The 21,818-nt window shown below is 71.5% G+C and carries 15 protein-coding genes; 3 read left to right on the top strand and 12 right to left on the bottom strand.

Features of this window, described 5'->3' with window-relative positions; translation table 11 throughout:
* Positions 1-18: 18 nt before the first annotated feature.
* From B9W62_RS29410 to B9W62_RS29385, 6 genes are all read right to left on the bottom strand, one after another.
* Complete coding sequence (locus B9W62_RS29410) at positions 19-4,986, bottom strand: DUF3320 domain-containing protein (protein ID WP_087809982.1); 4,968 nt, start codon at positions 4,984-4,986, stop codon at positions 19-21.
* Between the two features lie 160 nt (positions 4,987-5,146).
* Positions 5,147-5,986 (bottom strand): carbohydrate ABC transporter permease, encoded by an 840-nt coding sequence (locus tag B9W62_RS29405; protein ID WP_087809981.1) that lies wholly within the window; start codon positions 5,984-5,986, stop codon positions 5,147-5,149.
* A gap of 10 nt (positions 5,987-5,996) precedes the next feature.
* On the bottom strand, positions 5,997-7,361 hold the full coding sequence (locus tag B9W62_RS29400) for a carbohydrate ABC transporter permease (RefSeq protein WP_087809980.1): 1,365 nt from the start codon (positions 7,359-7,361) through the stop codon (positions 5,997-5,999).
* Between the two features lie 13 nt (positions 7,362-7,374).
* Positions 7,375-8,706, bottom strand: a complete 1,332-nt coding sequence (locus B9W62_RS29395; protein WP_087809979.1) for an ABC transporter substrate-binding protein — start codon at positions 8,704-8,706, stop codon at positions 7,375-7,377.
* 48 nt (positions 8,707-8,754) lie between these two features.
* Positions 8,755-10,419, bottom strand: a complete 1,665-nt coding sequence (locus B9W62_RS29390; RefSeq protein ID WP_179235727.1) for a glycoside hydrolase family 13 protein — start codon at positions 10,417-10,419, stop codon at positions 8,755-8,757.
* Between the two features lie 131 nt (positions 10,420-10,550).
* Positions 10,551-11,816, bottom strand: a complete 1,266-nt coding sequence (locus tag B9W62_RS29385) for an ABC transporter substrate-binding protein (RefSeq protein WP_087809977.1) — start codon at positions 11,814-11,816, stop codon at positions 10,551-10,553.
* Positions 11,817-11,976: 160 nt separating this feature from the next.
* Here B9W62_RS29385 and B9W62_RS29380 point away from each other — a divergent pair, with 160 nt between their 5' ends.
* From B9W62_RS29380 to B9W62_RS29370, 3 genes are read left to right on the top strand one after another with little or no spacing between them, the layout of a single operon-like run.
* The gene (locus B9W62_RS29380; RefSeq protein ID WP_087809976.1) at positions 11,977-12,492 is read left to right on the top strand and encodes a PadR family transcriptional regulator; all 516 of its coding nucleotides are present in this window, start codon (positions 11,977-11,979) and stop codon (positions 12,490-12,492) included.
* Entirely contained in the window at positions 12,489-13,256 is a 768-nt protein-coding gene (locus B9W62_RS29375; RefSeq protein ID WP_087809975.1) for an ABC transporter ATP-binding protein, read from the top strand. Before B9W62_RS29380 ends, B9W62_RS29375 begins: the two co-directional genes overlap by 4 nt.
* A 50-nt stretch (positions 13,257-13,306) precedes the next feature.
* Positions 13,307-15,709, top strand: coding sequence for an FtsX-like permease family protein (locus B9W62_RS29370; protein ID WP_087809974.1), 2,403 nt, complete (start codon positions 13,307-13,309; stop codon positions 15,707-15,709).
* A gap of 34 nt (positions 15,710-15,743) precedes the next feature.
* Here B9W62_RS29370 and pgi read toward each other — a convergent pair whose 3' ends face one another.
* The 6 genes from pgi to gap all read right to left on the bottom strand — a co-directional run bounded on the left by pgi (position 15,744) and on the right by gap (position 21,592).
* On the bottom strand, positions 15,744-17,399 hold the full coding sequence (gene pgi / locus B9W62_RS29365; RefSeq protein ID WP_087809973.1) for a glucose-6-phosphate isomerase: 1,656 nt from the start codon (positions 17,397-17,399) through the stop codon (positions 15,744-15,746).
* Between the two features lie 133 nt (positions 17,400-17,532).
* Positions 17,533-17,868: an RNA polymerase-binding protein RbpA gene (locus tag B9W62_RS29360; protein ID WP_003976875.1), complete on the bottom strand. Its 336-nt coding sequence runs from the start codon at positions 17,866-17,868 to the stop codon at positions 17,533-17,535.
* A gap of 213 nt (positions 17,869-18,081) precedes the next feature.
* Complete coding sequence (gene secG / locus B9W62_RS29355; protein WP_016325957.1) at positions 18,082-18,318, bottom strand: preprotein translocase subunit SecG; 237 nt, start codon at positions 18,316-18,318, stop codon at positions 18,082-18,084.
* A 135-nt stretch (positions 18,319-18,453) separates the two neighbouring features.
* Complete coding sequence (gene tpiA / locus B9W62_RS29350) at positions 18,454-19,230, bottom strand: triose-phosphate isomerase (RefSeq protein WP_087809972.1); 777 nt, start codon at positions 19,228-19,230, stop codon at positions 18,454-18,456.
* Positions 19,231-19,235: 5 nt separating this feature from the next.
* Positions 19,236-20,447, bottom strand: coding sequence for a phosphoglycerate kinase (pgk, locus tag B9W62_RS29345; RefSeq protein WP_087809971.1), 1,212 nt, complete (start codon positions 20,445-20,447; stop codon positions 19,236-19,238).
* Positions 20,448-20,581: 134 nt separating this feature from the next.
* The gene (gene gap, locus B9W62_RS29340) at positions 20,582-21,592 is read right to left on the bottom strand and encodes a type I glyceraldehyde-3-phosphate dehydrogenase (RefSeq protein WP_087809970.1); all 1,011 of its coding nucleotides are present in this window, start codon (positions 21,590-21,592) and stop codon (positions 20,582-20,584) included.
* Positions 21,593-21,818 lie beyond the last annotated feature (226 nt).

Raw genomic sequence — 21,818 nt, 5'->3', positions numbered from 1 at the left:
CCCGTTCCCGTCCCGGCGTCAGGCGCGCACGACGCCGACCCGCTCCGGTCCGCCTTCCAAGCGGCCCTGGTCGTGCAAGGTGGTGACGTCCGTCGCCAGACAGTCACGGATGTCCTTGCCGATACGGCGCCAGCCGAAGAACTCGCACGCCTGCTTGATCAGTTCGTCCTGCGACATGCCCGGGCACTCGGCGGCCAGCTCGCAGAGTGCCAGGTACCGCTCCTCCGGTGCGATGTGCACGACCTTGCGCACCGGCGTGCCGTCCTGAGGCGTCCGGGCCTTCAGGGTGTCCCGGTCCGCCGTGTCGAAGAACGCGCCGTCGGACGAGACGAGTCCCGACCGGACGAGGGCGAGCGCCACCTCCCGGACGTTGTCACGGATGCGGTTGCCCGCCCGGCCGACGCCCCACGCCTCCCGCGCGCGCTGCACGAGCAGGTCCTCGTGGATGGGTCCCTCCACCTCGATGACCTGGGCGAGCACCTTGCGCAGCGCCGGCCTGGCCTCCGGCGTGTGCAGCTCGTGGCGTGGGCCGACCTCGACACGACTCGTCCGGTAGGGCGCGCTCCACTCACGTTCGGCACCGGAGTCGACCGGCACGCGTTCGTACTCCACTTCCACCTGGGCGGGCGCCCTGGGCGCAGGCACCGCCCGCAGTGTCCCGGCGTCCTGCTGTCCGTCATCGGCCGGGGCCGTCCCGTCGGCCGTCGGCTCGCTGCCGGGGTCGGTGCCGGTGCTGGTGCCGGTGGCCGGTGGCTCCACCGGTGCCCGGAGCGGTCCCTGGGCTACGGCCTGCTCGACGGCCTCCCGCAGCCGCAGCTCGGCGGCGGCTCGTCCGCGGTACCAGTCGGTGCCCCAGATGCGGTGGAGCCGCCAGCCGAGCCCGGTCAGGACCTGCTCGCGGAGCCGGTCGCGGTCCCGGGCGGTCTTGGAGGAGTGATACATGGCACCGTCGCACTCGATGCCGAGCGCGTAGGCGCCGGGCAGCTCCGGATGGCGTACGCCGAGGTCGATGCGGTACCCGGCGACGCCGACCTGTGGCTGAACCCGGTAGCCCCAGCCGCGCAGGACGGCGAGGACCGATTCCTCGAACGGGCTGTCCGGCTCGGCGTCCGCCTGGACGACGTCACGGGCGAGGACGGCCGGCCCGCTCTCGGCGTATTCGAGGTAGCGCTTGAGGTACTGCACGCTCTCGTTGGCGCTGTCGGGCAGGGCGGTGCCGCGGAAGGAGGCGACGACCTCCATGCGGTAGCGGGCGCGGGTCACCGCCACGTTGAGGCGGCGCCAGCCGCCGCCCTTGTTGATCGGGCCGAAGTTCAGTCCCAGCTTGCCGTGCTCGTCGGGGCCGTAGCCCACCGACATGATCATCACGTCGCGCTCGTCGCCCTGGACCGATTCGAGGTTCTTGACGAAGAACCCGTCGAGCCGGTCCTCGGTGAAGCAGTGGTCGAGGTCGGGGCGCGCCAGCCGGGCCTGTTGCACGGCCTGGTCGATGGCGGACGCCTGGGCCTGGGAGAGCGCGACGACACCGAGGGTCCGGCCGGGACGGGTGTCGAAGTGGTGCAGGACGCGGCGGGCGACGCAGTCCGCCTCGGCGCGGTTGTCCCGGCGCCCGCCCCGGTCGTAGACCCCGTCGGCCTTCAGGAAGGCGACGCCGACGTCGTTGCCCTGGTCGACGGCTCCGGGGAAGGTGACCATCGAGTTGCCGTAGAACTCGCGGTTGCTGAAGGTGATCAGGTCTTCGTGGCGGCTGCGGTAGTGCCAGCGCAGGGGAAGTTCGCGCATGGCGCCGGCCTTGCAGGCGTGCAGCAGGGACTCGAAGGAGTCCGGGACGTCCTCGGCGTACTCCTCCGAGTCGTCTTCGACCGAGGAGTCGAAGAACGAGGTCGGCGGGAGCTGCTTCTCGTCACCGGCGACGACGAGGGTGCGTCCCCGGTAGACGCAGTTGATCGCGTCGCTGGGGCGGACCTGGGATGCCTCGTCGAAGACGACCACGTCGAAGTGGAAGTCGGCCGGGAGGAACTGGCTGACCGTCAGGGGGCTCATCATGAAGCACGGCTTGACCGCCTGGACGACCTCGCGGGTCCTGCCGAGCAGTTCCCGCACCGGCATGTGCCGGGTCTTCTTCTCCGCCTCGCGGACGATCACCGCGCCCGCACCGCCCGCGAACCGCCGGGGGCGCCGCTTGTTGCACGCCTCGATCACCGCTCCGCCCGCGGCCGCGACCAGCCTGCGGTCGGCCTCCTGGAAGTCGGTGACGCGTGCGTCGAGGTCGTCGGAGCGGGTGGTGCGCAGGCGTGCGTCGGACGCGAGGACGCCGTCGGCCCACGCGCGCAACAGCGCCTGTTCGACGATGTCGGGCAGCCGCCGCGGGTCGAGTCCACGCTCGGCGGCCGTCCCCACGAGGTTGTCCGCTCCGTGCCGGGCGAGCACCGCGAGCCCGTCCTGGTGGGCGTGCCACTCGTCCGGTCCCTGCGGGTCGGCGCGCAGGGTGTCGACCAGCCGCCGGGCGTCCTCGAACCGGCCCAGCAGGGCGGGCGAGAGCTGGGTCCGGCGGGCGGGATCGAACAGGTCGAGCAGCGCGGTCACGGACCGGGACCAGTGTTCGGTGCGGGTGGTGACGGCGGTGCACCACGCGCCGAGCGCGTCCCGGACGGTGTCCGTGAGCAGCGCCGGGAGGCGGTCGGGTTCGGCGTCGTCGGCGAGGCGGTCGGCGAGCAGCTCGGGCCGGTCGGCGTCGCGGGTCAGCTCGGCGATCCGGTCGGCCGTCGACAGGGCCTGTTCGAGGTCGGCCAGCGCGTCCTGGGTCCGCGGGGTGTACCGGCCGAGGAGCGCGGCGTGGTGGTCGGCCAGTCGGGCCGTTTCGGCGGCGGCGGTGTGCCAGGCCAGGGCCTGCTCCAGGCGGCCCACGAGTGACTTGTGCCAGGCTCCGTCGCGGGTCAGCGCTGCCGCCTCTTCGCGGTCGGCCTTGTACTGGGCGGAGAAGCGTGCCATCAGCCCGCGGTGCTGTTCGTCGAACCGGCGCACCAGCTCGGGCAGTCCGGTGGCGTGGAGGACCTGGTCGCCGAAGACGTCCGAGGCCGCCTCCCGGGCCGCGGCCTCGGCGTCCAGGACGGCGCGCAGCTCGTGCGCCGCCGCGTGGGCCCGGCCCAGGGCGTCGGCGTGGAACCAGGCTCGGGGAGGTCGCCGGCCGGCGGTGGTGAGGTCGGCGAGTTCACACAGGGCGAAAGCGGCGTCCGCGTCGTCGGCCTTGGGCATGCCGAAGAGGTCGGCGAGCTGCGCGACCTGGCTGGTGACGTCCTCCGGGAGGGGGCCGCCGGGCGTCCCGGCGCGGTCGGGAAGCCCGGCCCGCAGGGTGCGCACCGTCTGCTGCACCTCCCGTACCGACGCGGGTTCCGACCGGGTCGCGGCGAACGGACGCCGGGCGGTCGCCTTCAGTACGGCGTCCAGCGCGTCGGCGGCTTCGGAGACGGTCTGGTGAGCGCCCGTGCCGATCAGACCGCGCCAGGCGAAGGCGTCGCCCTCGGCGGCGGGGCGCCAGGAGCGGCTGACCGCCTGGGCCGCGGCGGTGACGTCCTGCAAGGAACCGGCGGTCAGCCGGCGGACGATCTCCGCGTTGTCGGCGGCCGGCGTGAGGTCCGGGGTGTCCGCCGAGTCCAGCTGGACGAGACGGCCGAGGACGTCGTGCAGCGTGCGCTGCAACGGCTCCCTGACCTGGTTCATGGCGGCCGCGTACGCGGACAGCTCCTCGCGCAGTCTCCGGGCCCGCTCCAGTTCGTGCTCGGCGGCCCCGGTGACGCGGGCCTCGGTGGTGAGCACCCGGGCGAGTTCCGTCGCGACGGCCTTCTTGCTGGTGTCGCCGCTGTGCAGCGCCATGACGAAGTCGCCGAGGCCCACGCCCCGCAGCCGGTTGCGTACGACGTCGAGCGCGGCGGCCTTCTCACTGACGAACAGCACGCTGCGGCCGGCGTGCATGAGTGAGGCGATCATGTTGGTGATGGTCTGGCTCTTGCCGGTCCCCGGCGGGCCGCTCATCACGAACGACCGGTTGTCCAATGCTGCGGCTATGCACTGGCGCTGAGAGGCGTCGGCGTCGAGGACCAGCGGCGTCCGCTCGGGCAGCTGGACGTCGTCGATGCGGTCCAGCTCGGGCGGTTCGAAGCCGATCAGGTCGTCGGGCAGGCCGGCGTCGGGGCCGAGTGCGACGGCCCGCACCAGCGGATGGCCGAGGATGCGGTCCTCGTTCTGCTGGAGGTCCTGGTACATGGCCTCCCGGTGCGAGGCGAACAGGCCGAGCACCGCGCGTTCGGCCACCGACCAGCCCTTGAGCCCGGCCGCCACCGAGCGTGCGGCCGACAGTACGCCGGGCAGGTCCCCGACGTCGGTGGCGGCGACCGCCGACCAGTCGACGCCGAGCCGCTCCAGCTTCACCGCGAGCGCCGGATTGTGGATGCGTTCCTGGTCGTCGGACAGGTGCAGCCGGTAACGGCGGTGCCGGTCGCGGCGCAGCTCGACCGGGACCAGGACGAGGGGGGCGGAGCTGCTCTCGTGGGCGTCGGCTTCGCGCCAGTCCAGCATGCCGACCCCCAGCCACAGCACCCACAGGCCGTAGTCGTTGTACATCTGACCCGACTTCTGGCGCAGTTGGTACAGCGAGGCGTCCAGCGCCGCCTGAGTGGTCTTCTGGGTGACCAGACGGAGCCGGGCCCCGTCGGCGAGGGGCCCGGCCGCGCCGGTTTCCGCCTGCTCCACTCCGCCCGTCTCCACGACCGGTGCGAAGTCCCAGCCCTTCGCGAGACCGCTCAGGAGAGCGCCGGCGCCGGGCGAGGAGATCTCGAGGGACGCGGTCCGGCTGTGGCGGAAGTTCAGCAGCCGGTTCCGGCCGCCCATGTCCAGCAGGGAGTTGCGCCAGCCGTCGAGCACGGCCCGCAGCCGGCGCAGACCGGGGTCGTCGGCACCGGCGGACGCGGTCGGGGACTGGTGGGGCATGGGCGGGTACCTCCTGAGCAACGCACAGGGGCAACCGGCCTCACAGTCCCCCCGAAGGTATCTGCCTATCAGCTGTGATCTGCGGACACACCGAAGATCGACGAGACGGTATGCGTTTGTTGTGAAACCTGTGGACAGATCGTGCGGAAGAGTGTTCGCGTCACTTGACGGACCCCGCCATGACTCCTTGCACGAAGTGCCGCTGGAACGCGAAGAACACCACCACCGGCACCACCAGGGACAGGAACGCCCCCGGCGCCAGCACGTCGATGTTGCTGCCGAACTGCCGGATCTGCGACTGGAGCTCCACCGTCAGCGGCTGCGCCGAGCTGTCCGCGAAGAGCAGCGCGACCAGCATGTCGTTCCACACCCACAGGAACTGGAAGATGGCGAGGCTGGCGATGGCCGGCTTGCCGACCGGCAGCACCAGCCGCGTGAAGATCCGCCACTCGTTTCCGCCGTCCATGCGCGCGGCCTCCAGCATCTCCTTGGGCATCTCGGCGAAGTAGTTCCGCAGCAGGAACACCGCGAACGGCAGTCCGTAGGCGACGTGGAAGAGCACGACACCCGGGATGGTCCCGAACAGGCCCAGCTGGCCGAAGAGTTTGGCGACCGGCAGCAGCCCGATCTGCACGGGCACCACCAGCAGCGCGACGACGACCAGGAAGACCGTCTCGCGCCCCGGGAAGTCCAGCCAGGCGAAGGCGTATCCGGCGAGCGCCCCGACGACCACGACGAGCACGGTCGTCGGGACGGAGATGAGCACCGTGTTCCAGAAGGCCTGGGTGATGCCCGAGTTGCCGAGCAGCGCCGAGTAGTTGTCGAGGGAGAGCTGCCCCGGGCTCGCCAGGGCCGTCCACCAGCCGCCCTTCGCCGTGTCCTCGGAGGACCGCAGCGAGGACAGGAACAGCCCGGCCAGCGGCGTCATCCACACCAGCCCGACGAGCACGAGGAAGGCCTGGACGATCCCCTTGCCCAGATACCGCCGGACGGCGTTCATCGCTGACTCCTCATCGCTGACTCCTCTTGAAGCGGCGGACGTTGAAGACCATGGCCGGGGCGACGAGCAGCAGGAGCAGTACGCCGAGCGCGCTGCCGAGGCCCTGGTTGTTGCCGCCGCCGAACGACACCAGCCACATCTGCGTCGCGAGCACCGTCGCGTCCTCCTGCACGGGTCCGGGCGCGATGATGTAGACGAGGTCGAAGACCTTCATCACGTTGATCACGAGGGTGATGAAGACGACCGTGAGCACGGGTGCCAGCAGCGGCACGGTGATCCGCCGGAAGATCTGCCACTCGTTGGCGCCGTCCATCCGCGCCGCCTCCAGCGCGTCGCGCGGCAGCGACGACAACCCGGCGCCGATCAGCACCATCGCGAACCCGGTCCAGATCCACAGGTACGCCCCGATGATGGCGGGGGTGACCAGCGCGGGCCCGAGCCAGGAGACGCCCTCGTAGGGCGGGGCGAAGTTCGAGGCGGGCAGCCTCACGGTGTAGGAGCCCCGGTCCAGCCCCTCGAAGTGGAAGGAGCCGTCGTCGGCGGTGGTCGTGGTGGCGACCGTACGGCCGTCGCGCACCGCCTCGACCGTCATCTCGGGCAGCCCGCTCTCCCGCCGGTCGACCCGGCCCTGCTCCCCTCCCCCGCCGGGTGTGAAGTCCAGGTAGACGACCCCGCGCACCTCACCGGCGGCGGCGTCCCGTCCCGCCGCCTCGTACGCGGACTGCGCGCCGGACGGCAGGTCGTCGGGCCGCACGCCGACCAGGCCGAGGGCCACCGTGTCGCCGGGTGACACGCCCGCACCGGTCCGGTACGAGCCGTCGGCCCCCTTGACCAGGCCGCCCTCCTGGCCCTCACGCGCCCGGGCGCCCGGGTAGCTCGACGTACCGGCGAAGGCGTCGTGCACGCCGGTCACGGCGGCGTTGAGGACGCCCTTGTCCGGGTCGTGGTCGTAGGCGAGCCGGAAGATGATGCCGGCGGCGAGGAAGGAGACCGCCATCGGCATGAAGAGGAGCAGCTTGAAGGCGGTGGCCCAGCGGACCTTCTCGACCAGGACGGCGAGGATCAGGCCGAGGCCGGTCAGCAGGGTGGGCGCGACGACGACCCAGATCGCCGTGTTGCGGACGGCCTTGAGAGTGGCCGGGTCGCGGAACATCTCGGTGTAGTTCTCGCCGCCCACGAAGCGCGTGCCGGAGGCGTCGAAGAAGCTGCGGCCGACGGAGAACAGCATGGGGTAGACGACGAGGGCGCCCAGCAGGAGCAGCGCGGGCAGGACGAAGAGCAGGGCGACGGCCGCCCGGCGCCGCCGGGGGCGCCGCAGGGGCGCCGGGCCGGGAGCGGCGGGCGGGCTCGCCTCTTTCACCAGGGTGGAGGTCATGACCGGTCGGCCCTCAGCCCTTGTAGGCCTTGGCCGCCGCGGTCTCCAGTGCGGCCGCGGTCGCCTTCGGGTCGGAGGGGTCGCGCAGGAAGTCCTGGAGGATCTTCCACTCGCCGGTGCCCTTGGTGCCGCCGAAGGCCGCCGGTGCCTGGTCGGACATGTCGAAGCGGACGGAGTCCCCGGCGCCGACGAGGGACTCGGCGGTGGCCCGGGTGACGTCGTCGCCGTAGGAGGCGGGGTCGAGGTTCTTGTTCGGGGAGAGGAAGCCGCCCGCCTCGGCCCACACGGCCGCGGCCTCCGGCGTCGCGAGGTACTCCAGGAGCGCCATGCCGGCCTCGGAGTTCTTGCCGTCCTTGAGGACGACGGCCGCGTCACCGCCGCTGACCACGGGCGCCTCGCCGCCGTCGACCGCGGGGAACGGGAAGAAGTTCGCGTCCTTGCCGATCTCCTTGCCGAACTGGTCCTTGGCGACCCCGGCGACGAAGTCCCCCTCGTAGACCATGCCGGCCTCGGGCTTCGGGCCGAACACCTTTTCCACCGAGCCCGGGAAGTCGGTGTTCAGGGCGCCCTGCTGACCGCCCGCGACGAGCTGCTTGTCCTTGAAGAGCTTGCCGAGGGTGGTGAGCGCGTCGACCACGCTCGCGTCGGTCCACTTCAGTTCGTGGGCGGCGAGGGCGTCGTACTTCTCGGGTCCGGCCTGGGAGAGGTAGACGTTCTCGAACCAGTCGGTCAGCGTCCAGCCGTCCTGCCCGGCGACCGAGAAGGCGGCGAGCCCGGAGTCGGAGACGGTCTGTCCGGCCTTCAGCATCTCGTCGTACGTCTTCGGCGGCTCGACCCCGGCCTGGGTGAGGGCGTCGGGGCTGTACCAGACGGTCGACTTGTGGGCGGCCTTGAAGTAGAGGCCGTAGAGGGTGCCGTCGACGGTCCCGTAGGTCTGCCAGACGTCGGCGAAGTTGGTGTCGACGGACTTCTGTGCCGTCTTGGACAGCGGCTTCAGCCAGCCGTTGCCGGCGAACTGCCCCAGCACGCCGACCTGCGGGACCATCACGACGTCGGGGGCGTTGCCGCCCTCGATCTTGCTGCCGACCACGGTGGAGACGTTGTCGCCGGTGGAGACGAAGGAGGTCTTGGCGCCGGTCTTCTCGGTGAAGGCGTCCAGCACCTTCTGGAAGTTCTCCTGTTCGGTGCCGGACCAGACGCCGGCCACGGTGACCGACTGCCCGCTGAGCGCCTTGTCACCGCCGCCCGCGGTGACGGGTCCGGAGCCGCCGCAGGCGGTCGCGCCGAGGGCGAGGACCAGGGCGGTGCAGCCGGTGAGCAGGGTGGTGCTGCGTCGTCGCATCATCGTTGATGTCCCTTTCGAGGGTCGGGCGAGGCAAGGTGGGAGGCGAGGTCAGAGGTCGGCGATCCACCAGGCGGCGGTGGAGCCGGGCAGGACGTCGGGCGGGCAGGGACCGTCGCTGGTCAGCAGCGGGGCGCCGGCAACCGGTGCGGGCGTGGGGGCGGTGCCGAAGTTGACGGCGCAGACCAGTCCGTCGCCGCGGACGAAGGCGAGCACGCCGGGCGGGGTGTCCAGCCAGCGCAGGGTGCCCTCGCCCAGCTGCGGCAGGTCGGAGCGGAGTTGCAGGCCGTCGCGGTACAGGTGCCAGAAGGAGCGGGTGTCGGCGAGGGCACGGTCGGTGGCGTAGTGGGCGAAGTACTCGGGCTGCGGCAGCCAGGGCTGGGCACTCCCGTCGCCCGCGGTGAAGCCGAACGGGGACGCCTGGCCCGACCAGGGCAGCGGCACCCGGCAGCCGTCGCGGACGCGGGCGCGGCTGCCGGTGCGGTGGAAGATCGGGTCGGTGAGCACGTCGTCGGGCAGGTCGACGACCTCGGGCAGGCCCAGTTCCTCGCCCTGGTAGATGTAGGCGGCGCCGGGCAGCGCCAGCATCAGGAGGGCGGCGGCGCGGGCGCGGGCGGTGCCGAGTCCGCTGCCGTCGGTGGCGGGTTCGCCGTAGCGGGTGACGGTGCGGACCTGGTCGTGGTTGTTGAGGACCCAGGTGACCGTGGAACCGGTGCCGGCGATGTCCTGCATGGCCTCGGAGATGACCTTGCGGAAGGCGTCGGGGTCCCAGGGGGCGCCGAGGAGGTCGAAGAAGAAGGCCTGGTGGAGTTCGTCGGGCCGGACGTAGCGGGCGTGTTCGCGGGCGCTGGGGACCGACACCTCGCCGACGAGGAGGCGTTCGCGGCCGTCGCGGGCGGTGTACTCCTCGCAGACCGCGCGCCAGTGCCGCCACACGTCGTGCACCTCGGGCTGGTTCCAGGCCAGCGGGTTGACCGAGTCGCGGGTGCGGGCGTCGGCCTCCGGGTCCGGGGAGTCGGGCAGCTCCGGGTGCTTGTAGAGGCCGGCGGCGACGTCGATGCGGAAGCCGTCGACGCCCCGGTCCAGCCAGAAGCGGAGTATCCGGTCGAACTCGGCGGCGACCTCGGGGGTGCGCCAGTTCCAGTCCGGCTGCTCGGGCGTGAACATGTGCAGGTACCACTGGCCGGGGCGGCCGTCGGCCTCGGTCACCCGGGTCCAGGCGGGACCGCCGAACATGGCGTGCCAGTTGTTGGGCGGCTCGTCCCCCTCCGGTCCGCGGCCGTCGGCGAAGTGGAAGCGGGCGCGGGCCGGGCTGCCGGGCGGGGACGCCAGCGCCTCGCGGAACCACGGGTGCTCGCTGGAGCAGTGGTTGGGGACGATGTCCAGCAGGACCCGGATGCCGAGGCGCCGGGCCGCGGCGACCAGCGCGTCGAACTCGTCGAGGTCGCCGAAGAGCGGGTCGACGCCCCGGTAGTCGGCGACGTCGTAACCGTGGTCGTGCTGGGGCGACGGGTAGAAGGGGCTCAACCAGATCCCGTCGACGCCGAGTTTGCGCAGGTAGGGCAGTCCGGCCCGGACACCGGCGAGATCGCCGACGCCGTCGCCGGTGCTGTCGAGGAAGCTGCGGACGTAGACCTGGTAGATCACCGCGTCACGCCACCAGTGGTGCCTGTTCACCCCGGAACCTGTCTGTAGAGGAGGGCCGCTGTTATGCATGCATGTTAGGTAGCGGTGACAAGAGAGTGTCAATGAACAGAACAGAAGCTCCTGGACAGTTGGGGCTTTATATGCCGACTTTTCGGCACGCAGCGGACGCAGATGAGACGTCGGCGTTACCTAACGCGTAACTAGGAGATCGCGGCCAGCTCGCGCGCCAGCCGCCGCACCGCGGCCTCGGGCGTCTGCCGCCCGGTCATCGCGTCGTGCACGACCGCCTGCACGGCCAGGCTGACCTGGTCGTAGCGCGGGCTCTTGGGGCGCGGGGCGGCGGCGAGCACGCTCTCGCGCAGGGTCGGCAGGTAGGGGAACGCCTCGATCAACTCGGGGTCCTCGTACAGGCGGGCCCGTACGGGCGGCAGCGCGCCGCGGGTGAGGACCTGGCGCTGGACGCGCTCACTGGTGAGGTACGCGATGAGGCGCGCGGCCGAGTCGGGGTGCCGGGCGTGGGCGCCGACGGCCAGGTTGGAGCCGCCCAGGACGCTGGTGCCGGGGCCGTCGGGGCCGGGCAGCGGTACGGCGCCGACCTTCCCGGCGACCGCGGAGTCCGGGGCGGAGGCGCCGACGTAGGCGTAGGGCCAGTTGCGCAGGAAGAGCAGGCGGCCGTCCTGGAAGGCCTGCTTGGACTCCTCCTCCTTGTAGGTCAGCGCCGCCTTGGGGATCCAGCCCTCGCGCACCCCGCGCGCCAGGAAGCCGATGCCCTCGCGGGCCGCCGCCGAGTCCACGGTGACGCGTTCGCCCTCGTCGCCGAGGATGCTGCCGCCGGCCGAGTAGACGGACTCGGCGGCGTTCACGGTCAGGCCCTCGTAGGGCAGGAACTGGCCCGCGTAGCCGTCCAGTCCGTGCTTCGGGGCGATGGTCTCGGCGTACCGCTCCAGCTCCGCCCAGGTGCGCGGCGGCGGGACGCCCTCGGCGGCGAGGACGTCCTTGCGGTACAGGAGCAGACCGGCGTTGGTGACGTACGGGACGGCGTAGAGCCTGCCGTCGTAGGTCGCCGTGTCGACGACGGGCGGCAGGAAGGAGCCGAGCGGGAAGCGGTCGCGGGGCAGCGGGCGTATCCAGTCGGCGGCGGCGAACTCGGAGGTCCAGTTGACGTCGATGTTGAGGACGTCGAAGCGGTGCCGGCCGCCGTCGCGCAGGTCGGTGGCCATCTGCGCGCGGGTCTCGTCGGCGGAGTCGGGCAGTTCGACGAGGGTGACCCGTTCGCCGGGGTGGGCGCGGTTCCAGCCTTCGAGGAGCGGGCCGAGGTAGCCGGTGAGGTCCCCGGCGGTGGCCAGGGTGAGCGGGCCCCGGCCGCTCGCGGTCCCCTCGTCCGCGCGGGCGCCGGAGGCGGCGTACCCGGTCAGGACGACGACGAGGACGAGGAGGCCCCTACCGGCGGCGTGGATCCACCGCATAGGTTCCTCCCTGTACACCCTCGTACACCGGGCTCACTGGCTCGCACCGGCACCGGGCGTCGTCGTCCCGGGTCAGAGGCCATGTATACCTGTTAGGTATGCGCGATACTAGGGCGTGGAGCACATCCGGGGACTCGAACAGAAGCGGGAGGACGGCTGAGTGCGCCTGCACCTCCTGGCTCTCCTGGCCCGCGGTCCGGCCCACGGCTACGAGCTGAAGCAGGACCTTGAGCAACTGCTGGGCTCCGCGTACCCTCAGCCGAACGTCGGCCAGATCTACGTCACCCTCGGCCGTCTCGAGAAGACGGGACTGATCGAGGGCGAGGACATCGAGCAGTCGGGCCGGCCCAACAAGAAGGTCTACCACCTCACCGACGCCGGACGCGACGAGCTGCGGGCCTGGTACGAGGAGACGGCGGACGAGCCGCGGGTGCGGGACGAGTTCTTCATGAAGCTCGCCCTGGCTCCGCAGACCGGGCTCGCCGACCAGATCGCCCTGATCAACAAGCAGCGGCGGCAGTACCTGAACACGATGCGGCAGCTGTCGAAGCTGGCCGCCGCCGAAGACCGGGACAACCGCATCGCCCACCTCCTCATCGAGGGCGCGATGCTGCACCTCCAGGCCGACCTCGACTGGCTGGAGCGGTGCCAGGAAGAGCTGGAGGAGCTGGAGTGAGCGCTGGGACGAGTGCCGACCCCGCTCCCGTGCTGCGCGCCGAGGGCCTGGTCAAGACGCACCACGGCGAGGGCGCCCCGGCGCACGCCGTGCGCGGGGTGGACCTGACCGTGCGGCGCGGCGAGTTCGTGGCGATCACGGGACCGTCCGGTGCCGGGAAGTCGACACTGCTCCACCTGCTCGGCGGGCTCCAGCGGCCGGACGCGGGCAGCCTCTGGCTGGACGGCGCGTGCACCGACGGCTACGGCGAGGCGCGCTGGGCCGTCGAGCGCAGGAAGCGGATCGGGATCGTCTTCCAGTTCTTCAACCTGGTCTCGGACCTGTCCGTCGCCGACAACGTGGAACTGCCCGCCCTGCTCGCCGGACTGCCGCCCAAGCGGGCGCGCGCCGAGCGGGAGGAGCTGCTGGCCGAGCTGGGGCTGACGGGCAAGGAGCGCAGCATGCCCGGTGAGCTGTCCGGCGGTGAGCAGCAGCGGGTGGCGCTGGCACGTGCGCTGGTCAACCATCCGCCGCTGCTGCTGGCGGACGAGCCCACGGGCAGCCTGGACAGCAAGGGCACCCGCGAGGTGATGCGGCTGCTGTCCCGCTTCCACCAGCGGGGGCAGACGATCCTGCTGGTCACCCATGACGCACGGCTGGCCAGCGCCGCCGACCGGGTGATCAGCTTCTTCGACGGACGGATAGCCGACGACGCCGAGCTGGACGCCGCCGCGCCACCGCGCCGCCGTCCCGGGGCGTCCGCCGTCCTGGAACTGAAGGACTGACATGCGGGCGTACGACCACCTCGCGCACCGCGCACCGGAGGGCTGAGCCCGTGCGAGCCACTCTGCGCTGGGCCCAGTCCGATCTGCGCACGCACCGGGGCGAGGCGCTGTTCCTCGTCCTCGCCACCGCCGGGATCGTGGCGTCGCTGCTGCTGGCCACGGCCCTGTTCGGGTACGCGACCAACCCTTGGCAACGGGTCTTCGCCCAGGCGCGCGGTGCCCACGTCTGGCTGCACACCGACCGCGCCGCCGACACCGGCGCGCTGGCCGCGCTGGACGGCGTCCAGTCCGTCGCCGGCCCCTACCCCACCGCCTCCGCCACCGTCGCCGTGCGCGGCACCCGGGCCTCCGTCGAGCTGCGCGGCACGGCCGAGGAACCCGACGTGGGGCGCCCGCTGCTCACCGCCGGGCACTGGCTCGACGCCGACGACCCCGACGGGGTGGTCCTGGAGACCCGCCTCGCCCGCGCGCTGCTGGCCCAGCCCGGCGACGCCCTCACCCTGCCCGGTACGTCGCGGACCCTCACGGTGCTCGGCATCGCCGACAGCCCCGAACGCCGCTACCGGCCGGGCGAGCAGCCGGGCCTGGTGTGGGCGACGCCGGCCGCGGTGCCCGACCCGGGCGGCCAGGTGATCGGGCTGCGGCTGACCGATCCCGGGGAGACGGACTACGCCGTGCAGCGGGCGGTGACCGTGCTGGGCGCCGGGGCGATCGGGCAGGTCTCCACCTGGGAGCAGGCCCGCGCCGAGGCCCAGGGCGACAACCGGCTGCTCGGTCAGGTCCTCGGCCTGTTCGGGCTGGGCGCGCTGCTCGCCGCGGGGCTGGCGGTGCACGGGGCGATCGGCACCCGTATCCGAGGACATCTGCGGGACATCTCGGTGCTGAAGGCGATCGGCTTCACCCCGGGCCAGGTCGTGCGGGTCTTCCTGCTCCAGCACCTCGCCTACGCGCTGCTCGGCGCGGTGGCCGCCGCCGCGACCGTCCAGGCGCTGGGCGGCCGCGTCCCGGGGCGGCTCGGGGACGCGGTCGGCGTCTGGCAGGGGCTGCCCGGGCACACCGTCGCGCTGTTCGTCGTACCGGCGTGCGCGGTGCTGTTCATCGGCGCCACCACCGGCCTCGCGGCCTGGCGGGCGGGCCGGGTGCCGCCGGTCCCGCTGCCGCGCCCGGCGGGGGCGCAGGGCGGCGGGCTGTCCGCGGCGGCTCGCCGGGCGCTGGGGCTGCGGATGTTCCGGGTACCGGTGGGAGCCCGGGGGCGGGGACGAGGGGTCCGGGGTTCCGACGGAGCGGGTGCACCGGGTGCCGGAGGGTCGCCCGGCGTGCGCGAACTGGAGGTACGCGTACCGCCCGCGCTCGTGCTCGGCTGGCACAAGGCGTTCGCCCGCCGCCCGCGCTCCTTCGCCACGGTGGCCCGGCTCACGCTGCCGCTGCTGCTGATCGTGGTGGCGTTGAGCGCGTGGACCACCATCGACCGCTTCCACAGCCGGCCCGAGCAGATCGGCCTGCCGACCGCGCTGACCGTCCGCGCGGACACCGACACCGACGCCGGGGAGCGCGGCACGCGGGCCCTGCTGGAGCGCGACCCCCAGGTCGCCGCCGCCTACCCGGGGGTCGAGGTCGCCGCCCTGGTGCCGGGCCAGACCGCGACGATCGCCCTGCGCGGGCTCGGCACCCGCGAGGACCCCTACCCGTACGCCCTGGCCGACGGCCGCCGCGCGCACGGACCGGACGAGGCGGTGGCCGGGCAGGGACTCCTGGACCTGCTGGAGGTGGAGGTCGGCGACTGGGTGCGGATGACCGTCGGCGACCGGCCGCAGATCCTCCACATCGTGGGCCGCAGCATCGAGCCGGAGAACGCCGGCCGGGTCATCTCCACCTCCCTGGACACCCTGAGGGAGAACGATCCGCGGCTCCGTCCGACCCTCTACCAACTGCGGCTGGCGACCGGGGCAGACCCCGACGAGGTCGCCGGGCGGCTGGCGGACGCCGGGCACGGGCGGCTCGACGTGCACGCCGTGGCGAACCCGGCCGACGGGCTGTCCCCGTTGCGCGGAGTGGTCCTGGGGCTGATCGCCGTCCTCGCCCTCGTCGGGCTGATCGAACTGCTCACGGCGATCGGCGGCACCGTCCGGGAGAGCGAACGGGACCTGCTCGCCCTCAAGGCGATCGGGCTCTCCCCGCGCCAGATCACCGGCATCACCGTCACGGCGACGGGCTGCACCGCCCTGGCGGCCGTGCTCCTCGCCGCCGCCCTCGGGCTGCCGCTCGCCCACTGGCTGATCGACGCCCAGGGCGCCTCCAGCGGCATCGGCGCGGGAATCGCCCAGCTCCCCTCTCCCGCTCTCCTGGTGCCGGTGGGCGCGGCTGCCGTGCTGGGTGCGGCGGCGCTGGCCGCGGTGCCGTCGGCGCGGGCGGCCCGGCGGCGCCTCGCTGACACCCTGAGCGCGGTGGCCTGACCGGGACCGGCCGGGCCACCGCGCCCCGTTCCGCTCACTGCCGGTCGCGCAGCTCCCGGTAGGCGGCGACCAGCGCCACCGTGGAGGCGTCCAGCCCCGGCACCTCCGCGCCCTCGGTCAGCGCGGGCTCGATCCGCTTGGCGAGCACCTTGCCGAGTTCGACGCCCCACTGGTCGAAGGAGTCGATGTTCCAGATCGCGCCCTGGACGAACACCTTGTGCTCGTACAGCGCGATGAGCTGGCCGAGGACGGAGGGGGTCAGCTCGGCGGCCAGGATCGTCGTGGTCGGGTGGTTGCCGCGGAAGGTCTTGTGCGGGACCAGTTCCTCCGGCACTCCCTCGGCGCGTACCTCGCCCGGGGTCTTGCCGAAGGCCAGGGCCTGGGTCTGGGCGAAGAAGTTGGCCATCAGCAGGTCGTGCTGGGCCTTGAGTTCGTCGCTCAGCTCGCCCACGGGCCGGGCGAAGCCGATGAAGTCCGCCGGGATCAGCTTCGTACCCTGGTGGATCAACTGGTAGTACGCGTGCTGCCCGTTGGTGCCCGGCGTGCCCCACACCACCGGCCCCGTCTGCCACTGCACCGGGTTCCCGTCCCGGTCCACGGACTTGCCGTTGGACTCCATGTCCAACTGCTGGAGATACGCGGTGAACTTCGACAGGTAGTGCGAGTACGGCAGCACCGCGTGCGACTGCGCGTCCAGGAAGCTGCCGTACCAGACGCCCAACAGGCCCATCAGCAAGGGGACGTTGGACTCGGCGGGGGCGGTGCGGAAGTGCTCGTCGACCAGGTGGAAGCCGTCGAGCATCTCCCGGAACCGGTCCGGGCCGATGGCGATCATCAGCGACAGCCCGATGGCCGAGTCGAAGGAGTACCGGCCGCCGACCCAGTCCCAGAACTCGAACATGTTGGCCGTGTCGATGCCGAAGTCCGCGACCTTCCCGGCGTTGGTCGACAGGGCCACGAAGTGCTTCGCGACCGCCTTCTCGTCGCCTCCGAGGCCGTCCAGCAGCCAGGAGCGCGCCGAGGTGGCGTTGGTGATCGTCTCGATGGTGGTGAAGGTCTTGGAGGCGATGATGAACAGCGTCTCGGCCGGGTCCAGGTCCCGGACCGCCTCGTGCAGGTCGGCGCCGTCCACGTTGGACACGAAACGGAGGGTGAGGGAGCGGTCGGTGAAGGCCCGCAGCGCCTCGTAGGCCATCGCGGGACCGAGGTCGGAGCCGCCGATGCCGATGTTGACGACGTTCCTGATGCGCCGGCCGGTGTGACCGGTCCACTCGCCGCTCCGGACCCGGTCGGCGAAGCCGGCCATCTTGTCGAGCACGGCGTGCACCTTGGGGACGACGTTCTCGCCGTCGACCTCGATCACCGCGTCCCGCGGCGCCCGCAGCGCGGTGTGCAGCACGGCCCGGTCCTCGGTGATGTTGATGCGCTCACCGCGGAACATCGCGTCGCGCAGCCCGAACACGTCGGTGGCGGCCGCCAGCTCCTGGAGCAGGGCCAGCGTCTCGTCGGTGACCAGGTGCTTCGAGCAGTCGACGCGCAGGTCTCCCACGCGGAGCGTCCAGCCGGTGCCGCGCTCCGGGTCCGCGGCGAACAGCTCGCGCAACCGCACCTCGCCGAGCTGCCCGCGGTGCTTGACCAGCGCGGCCCATGCGGGTGTCTGGTGGAGCCTGGTACGGCCGTCTGCGTTCATGTCGGACGTCAGCCTTCTTCCTTGGGTGTCCCAGCTGTCCCGGCTGTACAGCTGTTCCAACCTAAGTGATCAGGAGTGAAGGCGACCGACCCAAACGGAAACCGACGGAGGCGGAAACCGACGGTGTACGGAGCTAGATCTCGCCGCGCAGTTTGGCGAGTGCCTCGGCGAGGATCGCCTCGCCGTCCGCGTCGCTGCGGCGTTCGCGCACGTACGCGAGGTGGGTTTTGTAGGGCTCGGTGCGGGGCGGGTCCGGCGGGTTGTCCCGGTCCTGTCCGGCGGGGAAGCCGCAGCGCGGGCAGTCCCAGGTCTCCGGGACCTGGGCGTCGCTCGCGAAGCTCGGCTGTGTCTCGTGTCCGTTGGAGCACCAGAAGGAGATGCGCAGACGTGGCGCGGACTCGCCGCGCTCGGCCTCGCCCATCGGCCCCGCCCCGACCCGGCTTCCCCGGATCGCGTTGCCACTTGCCACGGTCGTAACTCCCTGCGTGATGGTGCCGCGAAGCGAGTCGGCGTTTCGCTTCGCTGCGAGCGCCTCAGTCTACGTAAGGCCCAACGCGCGTCCAGTATTTGGAGTTACAAGCTCCAGTGCACAGACGCAAGCCCCATGATAGGCGGCGCGCCGAGACGCGTACCGGACATGGGGCTTTACGTGCACAAGTGTGTGACGGGGCGACGGGACCCCTCAGTTGTTGGCCTTCATCAGCAGGCCGAGCACCATGATGCAGGCGAACCAGGCCAGGCCGACCACCACGGTGATCCGGTCCAGGTTGCGCTCGGCGACCGAGGAGCCGCCGACGGACGACTGCATGCCGCCACCGAACATGTCGGAGAGGCCGCCGCCCTTCCCCTTGTGCATCAGCACCAGCAGCATCAGCAGCAGGCTGAAGACGATCAGGGCGATCGAGAACCCCAAAACCACGGCTGGACCAACTTCCTCGGATTCGGATGAACGACGGGGGCACGGTGACAGCAGGCCACCATGCCCCCGCAAGGGTACGACGTATCGCCGCCAGCGCATACTCACCGGTCGATCTGCCTATCGACCGGGCGCCGGCTACTGGTCGCGGAAGCGGACGATCTTGACGAACTCGTCCGAGTCCAGCGAGGCGCCGCCGACCAGGGCACCGTCGATGTCGGGCTTCGCCATGATCTCGGCGACGTTGCCGGACTTGACGGAGCCGCCGTACTGGATGCGGACCTTGCCGGCCAGCTCCTCGGAGTACAGCTCGGCCAGCTTGCCGCGGATCGCCGCGCAGACCTCCTGGGCGTCGTCGGCGCCGCAGACCTTGCCGGTGCCGATGGCCCACACCGGCTCGTAGGCGATCACGATCGTCTCGGCCTGGTCGGCGGTGAGGTCCTTGAGACCGCCTTCGACCTGGGCGAGGGTGTGCTCGACGTGATTGTCCGCCTCGCGCACGTCCAGCTCCTCGCCGACGCACAGGATCGGGGTCAGGCCGTGCTTGTAGGCGGCCTTGACCTTGGCGTTCACGATCTCGTCGGTCTCGGCGTGGTACTGCCGGCGCTCGGAGTGGCCGACGGCCACGTACGTGCACTTCAGCTTGGCCAGCATGGGGCCGGAGATCTCGCCGGTGTAGGCGCCGCCGTCGTGCGCGGAGATGTCCTGGGCACCGTACTTGATCTTGAGCTTGTCCCCGTCGACCAGGGTCTGCACGGAGCGCAGGTCGGTGAAGGGGGCGAGGACGGCGACCTCGACGGCGTCGTAGTCCTTGTCCGCGAGGGCGAAAGCGAGCTTCTGGACGTGGGCGATGGCCTCGAGGTGATTGAGGTTCATCTTCCAGTTGCCCGCCATCAGCGGCGTGCGGGTGGTCATCGGGGTCAGTCCTCCAGTGCGGCGAGGCCGGGGAGCGTCTTGCCCTCGAGGTATTCGAGGGAGGCGCCGCCGCCGGTCGAGATGTGGCCGAATGCGTTCTCGTCGAAGCCGAGCGTGCGCACGGCCGCGGCGGAGTCGCCGCCGCCGACCACGGTGAAGCCCGGGGCGTCGACGAGGGCCTGGGCGACCGCTTTGGTGCCCTCGGCGTAGTCGGGGTGCTCGAAGACGCCCATGGGACCGTTCCAGAAGACGGTGCCGGCGTCGGCGAGCTTCGATGCGTACAGCTTGCGGGTCTCGGGACCGATGTCCAGACCCTCCTGGTCGGCCGGGATGGCGTCCGCGGCGACGGTGGTGGGGTTGGCCGGGGCCTTCGTCTTCAGGTCGGGGAACTCGGGCGCGACCAGGACGTCGACGGGCAGGACCAGCTCGACGCCGTTCTTCTCGGCGCGCTCGATGTACTCCTGGACCGCCGGGATCTGGTCCTCCTGGAGCAGCGAGATGCCGACCTCGTACCCCTTGGCCTTGAGGAAGGTGTACGCCATGCCGCCGCCGATGAGCAGCCGGTCGGCCTTGCCGAGCAGCTGGTCGATGACGGCGAGCTTGTCGGAGACCTTGGCGCCGCCGAGCGCGACGACGTAGGGGCGCTTCACCTCGTCGGTGAGCTTCTTGAGGACGCCGACCTCGGTGGCGATGAGGTACCCGGCGTAGTGCGGGAGCCGCTTCGGCAGGTCGAAGACGGACGCGTGCTTCCGGTGCACCGCGCCGAAGCCGTCACCGACGTAGACGTCCGCGAGGCCGGCCAGCTTGTCGGCGAAGGCGGCGCGCTCGGCGTCGTCCTTGCTGGTCTCGCCGGCGTTGAAGCGCAGGTTCTCGATGACGGCGACACCGCCGTCGGCGAGGCCGGAGACGACGGCCTCGGCGGAGCTGCCGACCGTGTCCTCGGCGAAGGCGACGTCGGCACCGAGCAGTTCACCGAGGCGGGCGGCGGCCGGGGCGAGGGAGAAGGCGGGGTCCGGGGCGCCCTTGGGGCGGCCCAGGTGCGAGGCGACGATCACGCGGGCGCCCGCGTCGGCCAGCGCCTTGACGGTGGGCACTACCGCGCGGATGCGGCCGTCGTCGGTGATGGTGGTGCCGTCCAGCGGGACGTTCAGGTCGGCGCGGACGAAGACGCGCTTGCCCGCGACGCCTTCGGAGAGCAGTTCGTCGATCGTCTTCAAGAGGGCTCCTGGGTTCTCGGATCGCTCGTGATCCTACGAGGGCTGGTGGCGGCGGACGCGACGCAGGGCCCGGGCAGCGCGACCTTGCGCTGTCCGAGCCCTGCTACCGCATCGAGGTGCCTTGCTGAAGTCGATCAGAGCTGGTTGCCGACGAAGACCGTGAGGTCGACGAGGCGGTTCGAGTAGCCCCACTCGTTGTCGTACCAGCCGAGGATCTTCACCGACTTGCCCTCCTGGACCATGGTCAGGGAGGAGTCGAAGGTGCAGGAGGCCGGGTCGCCGACGATGTCCGAGGAGACGATCGCGTCCTCGGTGTAGAACAGGATGCCCTTGAGGTCGCCGTCGTCGGCGGCCTTCTTGAACGCGGCGTTGACCTCGTCCTTGGTGACCTCGCGCTGGAGCTCCACGACCAGGTCGGTGGCCGAGCCGGTCGGGACCGGGACGCGCATCGCGATGCCGTCGAGCTTGCCCTTGAGCTGCGGCAGGACCAGCGCGGTGGCCTTGGCGGCACCCGTGGTGGTCGGGATGATGTTCTCCGCGGCGGCACGGGCGCGGCGCAGGTCCTTGTGCGGGAAGTCCAGGATGCGCTGGTCGTTCGTGTACGCGTGGACCGTCGTCATCAGACCCTTGACGATGCCGAAGTTCTCGTCGAGGACCTTGGCCATCGGCGCCACACAGTTGGTGGTGCAGGAGGCGTTGGAGATGACGTGGTGGTTCGCCGGGTCGTACTTGTCCTGGTTGACGCCCATCACGATGGTGATGTCCTCGTCCTTGGCCGGGGCCGAGATGAGGACCTTCTTCGCGCCGCCGGCGATGTGCTTCTCGGCGTCCGCCTTCTTCGTGAAGATGCCGGTCGACTCGATCACGATGTCGACGCCCAGCTCACCCCACGGGATGTCGGCCGGGTTGCGCTCGGACAGGACCTTGATGGTCTTGCCGTCGACGGTGATGGTGTCCTCGGTGTGCGAGACCTCCGCCTTCAGGCGGCCGAGGATGGTGTCGTACTTCAGCAGGTGGGCGGTGGTCGCGGTGTCACCCAGGTCGTTGACAGCCACGATCTCGATGTCCGCACCCTGCTCCAGCAGCGCGCGGAAGTAGTTACGACCGATGCGGCCAAAGCCGTTGATGCCTACGCGGATCGTCACGAACCGATCTCCTCGTTGGTACGCCGGCCCGATGTGCCGGCGAGCTGTATTTGGGATGTCCCCGACCACCTCCGACCCTACCTCTCCGGGGCCTCGGGGGTGACATCGAGACGCCCCATACCCGGCAGGGCGGTCCGTACCCGCCAGTAGGGGTACGGACCGCCCTGGGCGACGGGGACCAATCACCCGATGTGGTTACACAGGGTCAGTCCCCCGCACACCGGAA

The organism is Streptomyces sp. CS113 (assembly GCF_002188365.1).
Classification (GTDB): domain Bacteria; phylum Actinomycetota; class Actinomycetes; order Streptomycetales; family Streptomycetaceae; genus Streptomyces; species Streptomyces tendae.
This window is presented reverse-complemented; position numbering and strand designations above follow the sequence as displayed.

Excerpts from the sequence above, each read along its gene's own strand:
- B9W62_RS29410 (WP_087809982.1), bottom strand. The coding sequence starts at position 4,986 with ATGCCCCACCAGTCCCCGACCGCGTCCGCCGGTGCCGACGACCCCGGT.
- B9W62_RS29405 (WP_087809981.1), bottom strand. The coding sequence starts at position 5,986 with ATGAACGCCGTCCGGCGGTATCTGGGCAAGGGGATCGTCCAGGCCTTC.
- B9W62_RS29400 (WP_087809980.1), bottom strand. The coding sequence starts at position 7,361 with ATGACCTCCACCCTGGTGAAAGAGGCGAGCCCGCCCGCCGCTCCCGGC.
- B9W62_RS29395 (WP_087809979.1), bottom strand. The coding sequence starts at position 8,706 with ATGATGCGACGACGCAGCACCACCCTGCTCACCGGCTGCACCGCCCTG.
- B9W62_RS29390 (WP_179235727.1), bottom strand. The coding sequence starts at position 10,419 with ATGCATAACAGCGGCCCTCCTCTACAGACAGGTTCCGGGGTGAACAGG.
- B9W62_RS29385 (WP_087809977.1), bottom strand. The coding sequence starts at position 11,816 with ATGCGGTGGATCCACGCCGCCGGTAGGGGCCTCCTCGTCCTCGTCGTC.
- pgi (WP_087809973.1), bottom strand. The coding sequence starts at position 17,399 with ATGAACGCAGACGGCCGTACCAGGCTCCACCAGACACCCGCATGGGCC.
- tpiA (WP_087809972.1), bottom strand. The coding sequence starts at position 19,230 with ATGACCACCCGCACGCCGCTGATGGCGGGCAACTGGAAGATGAACCTC.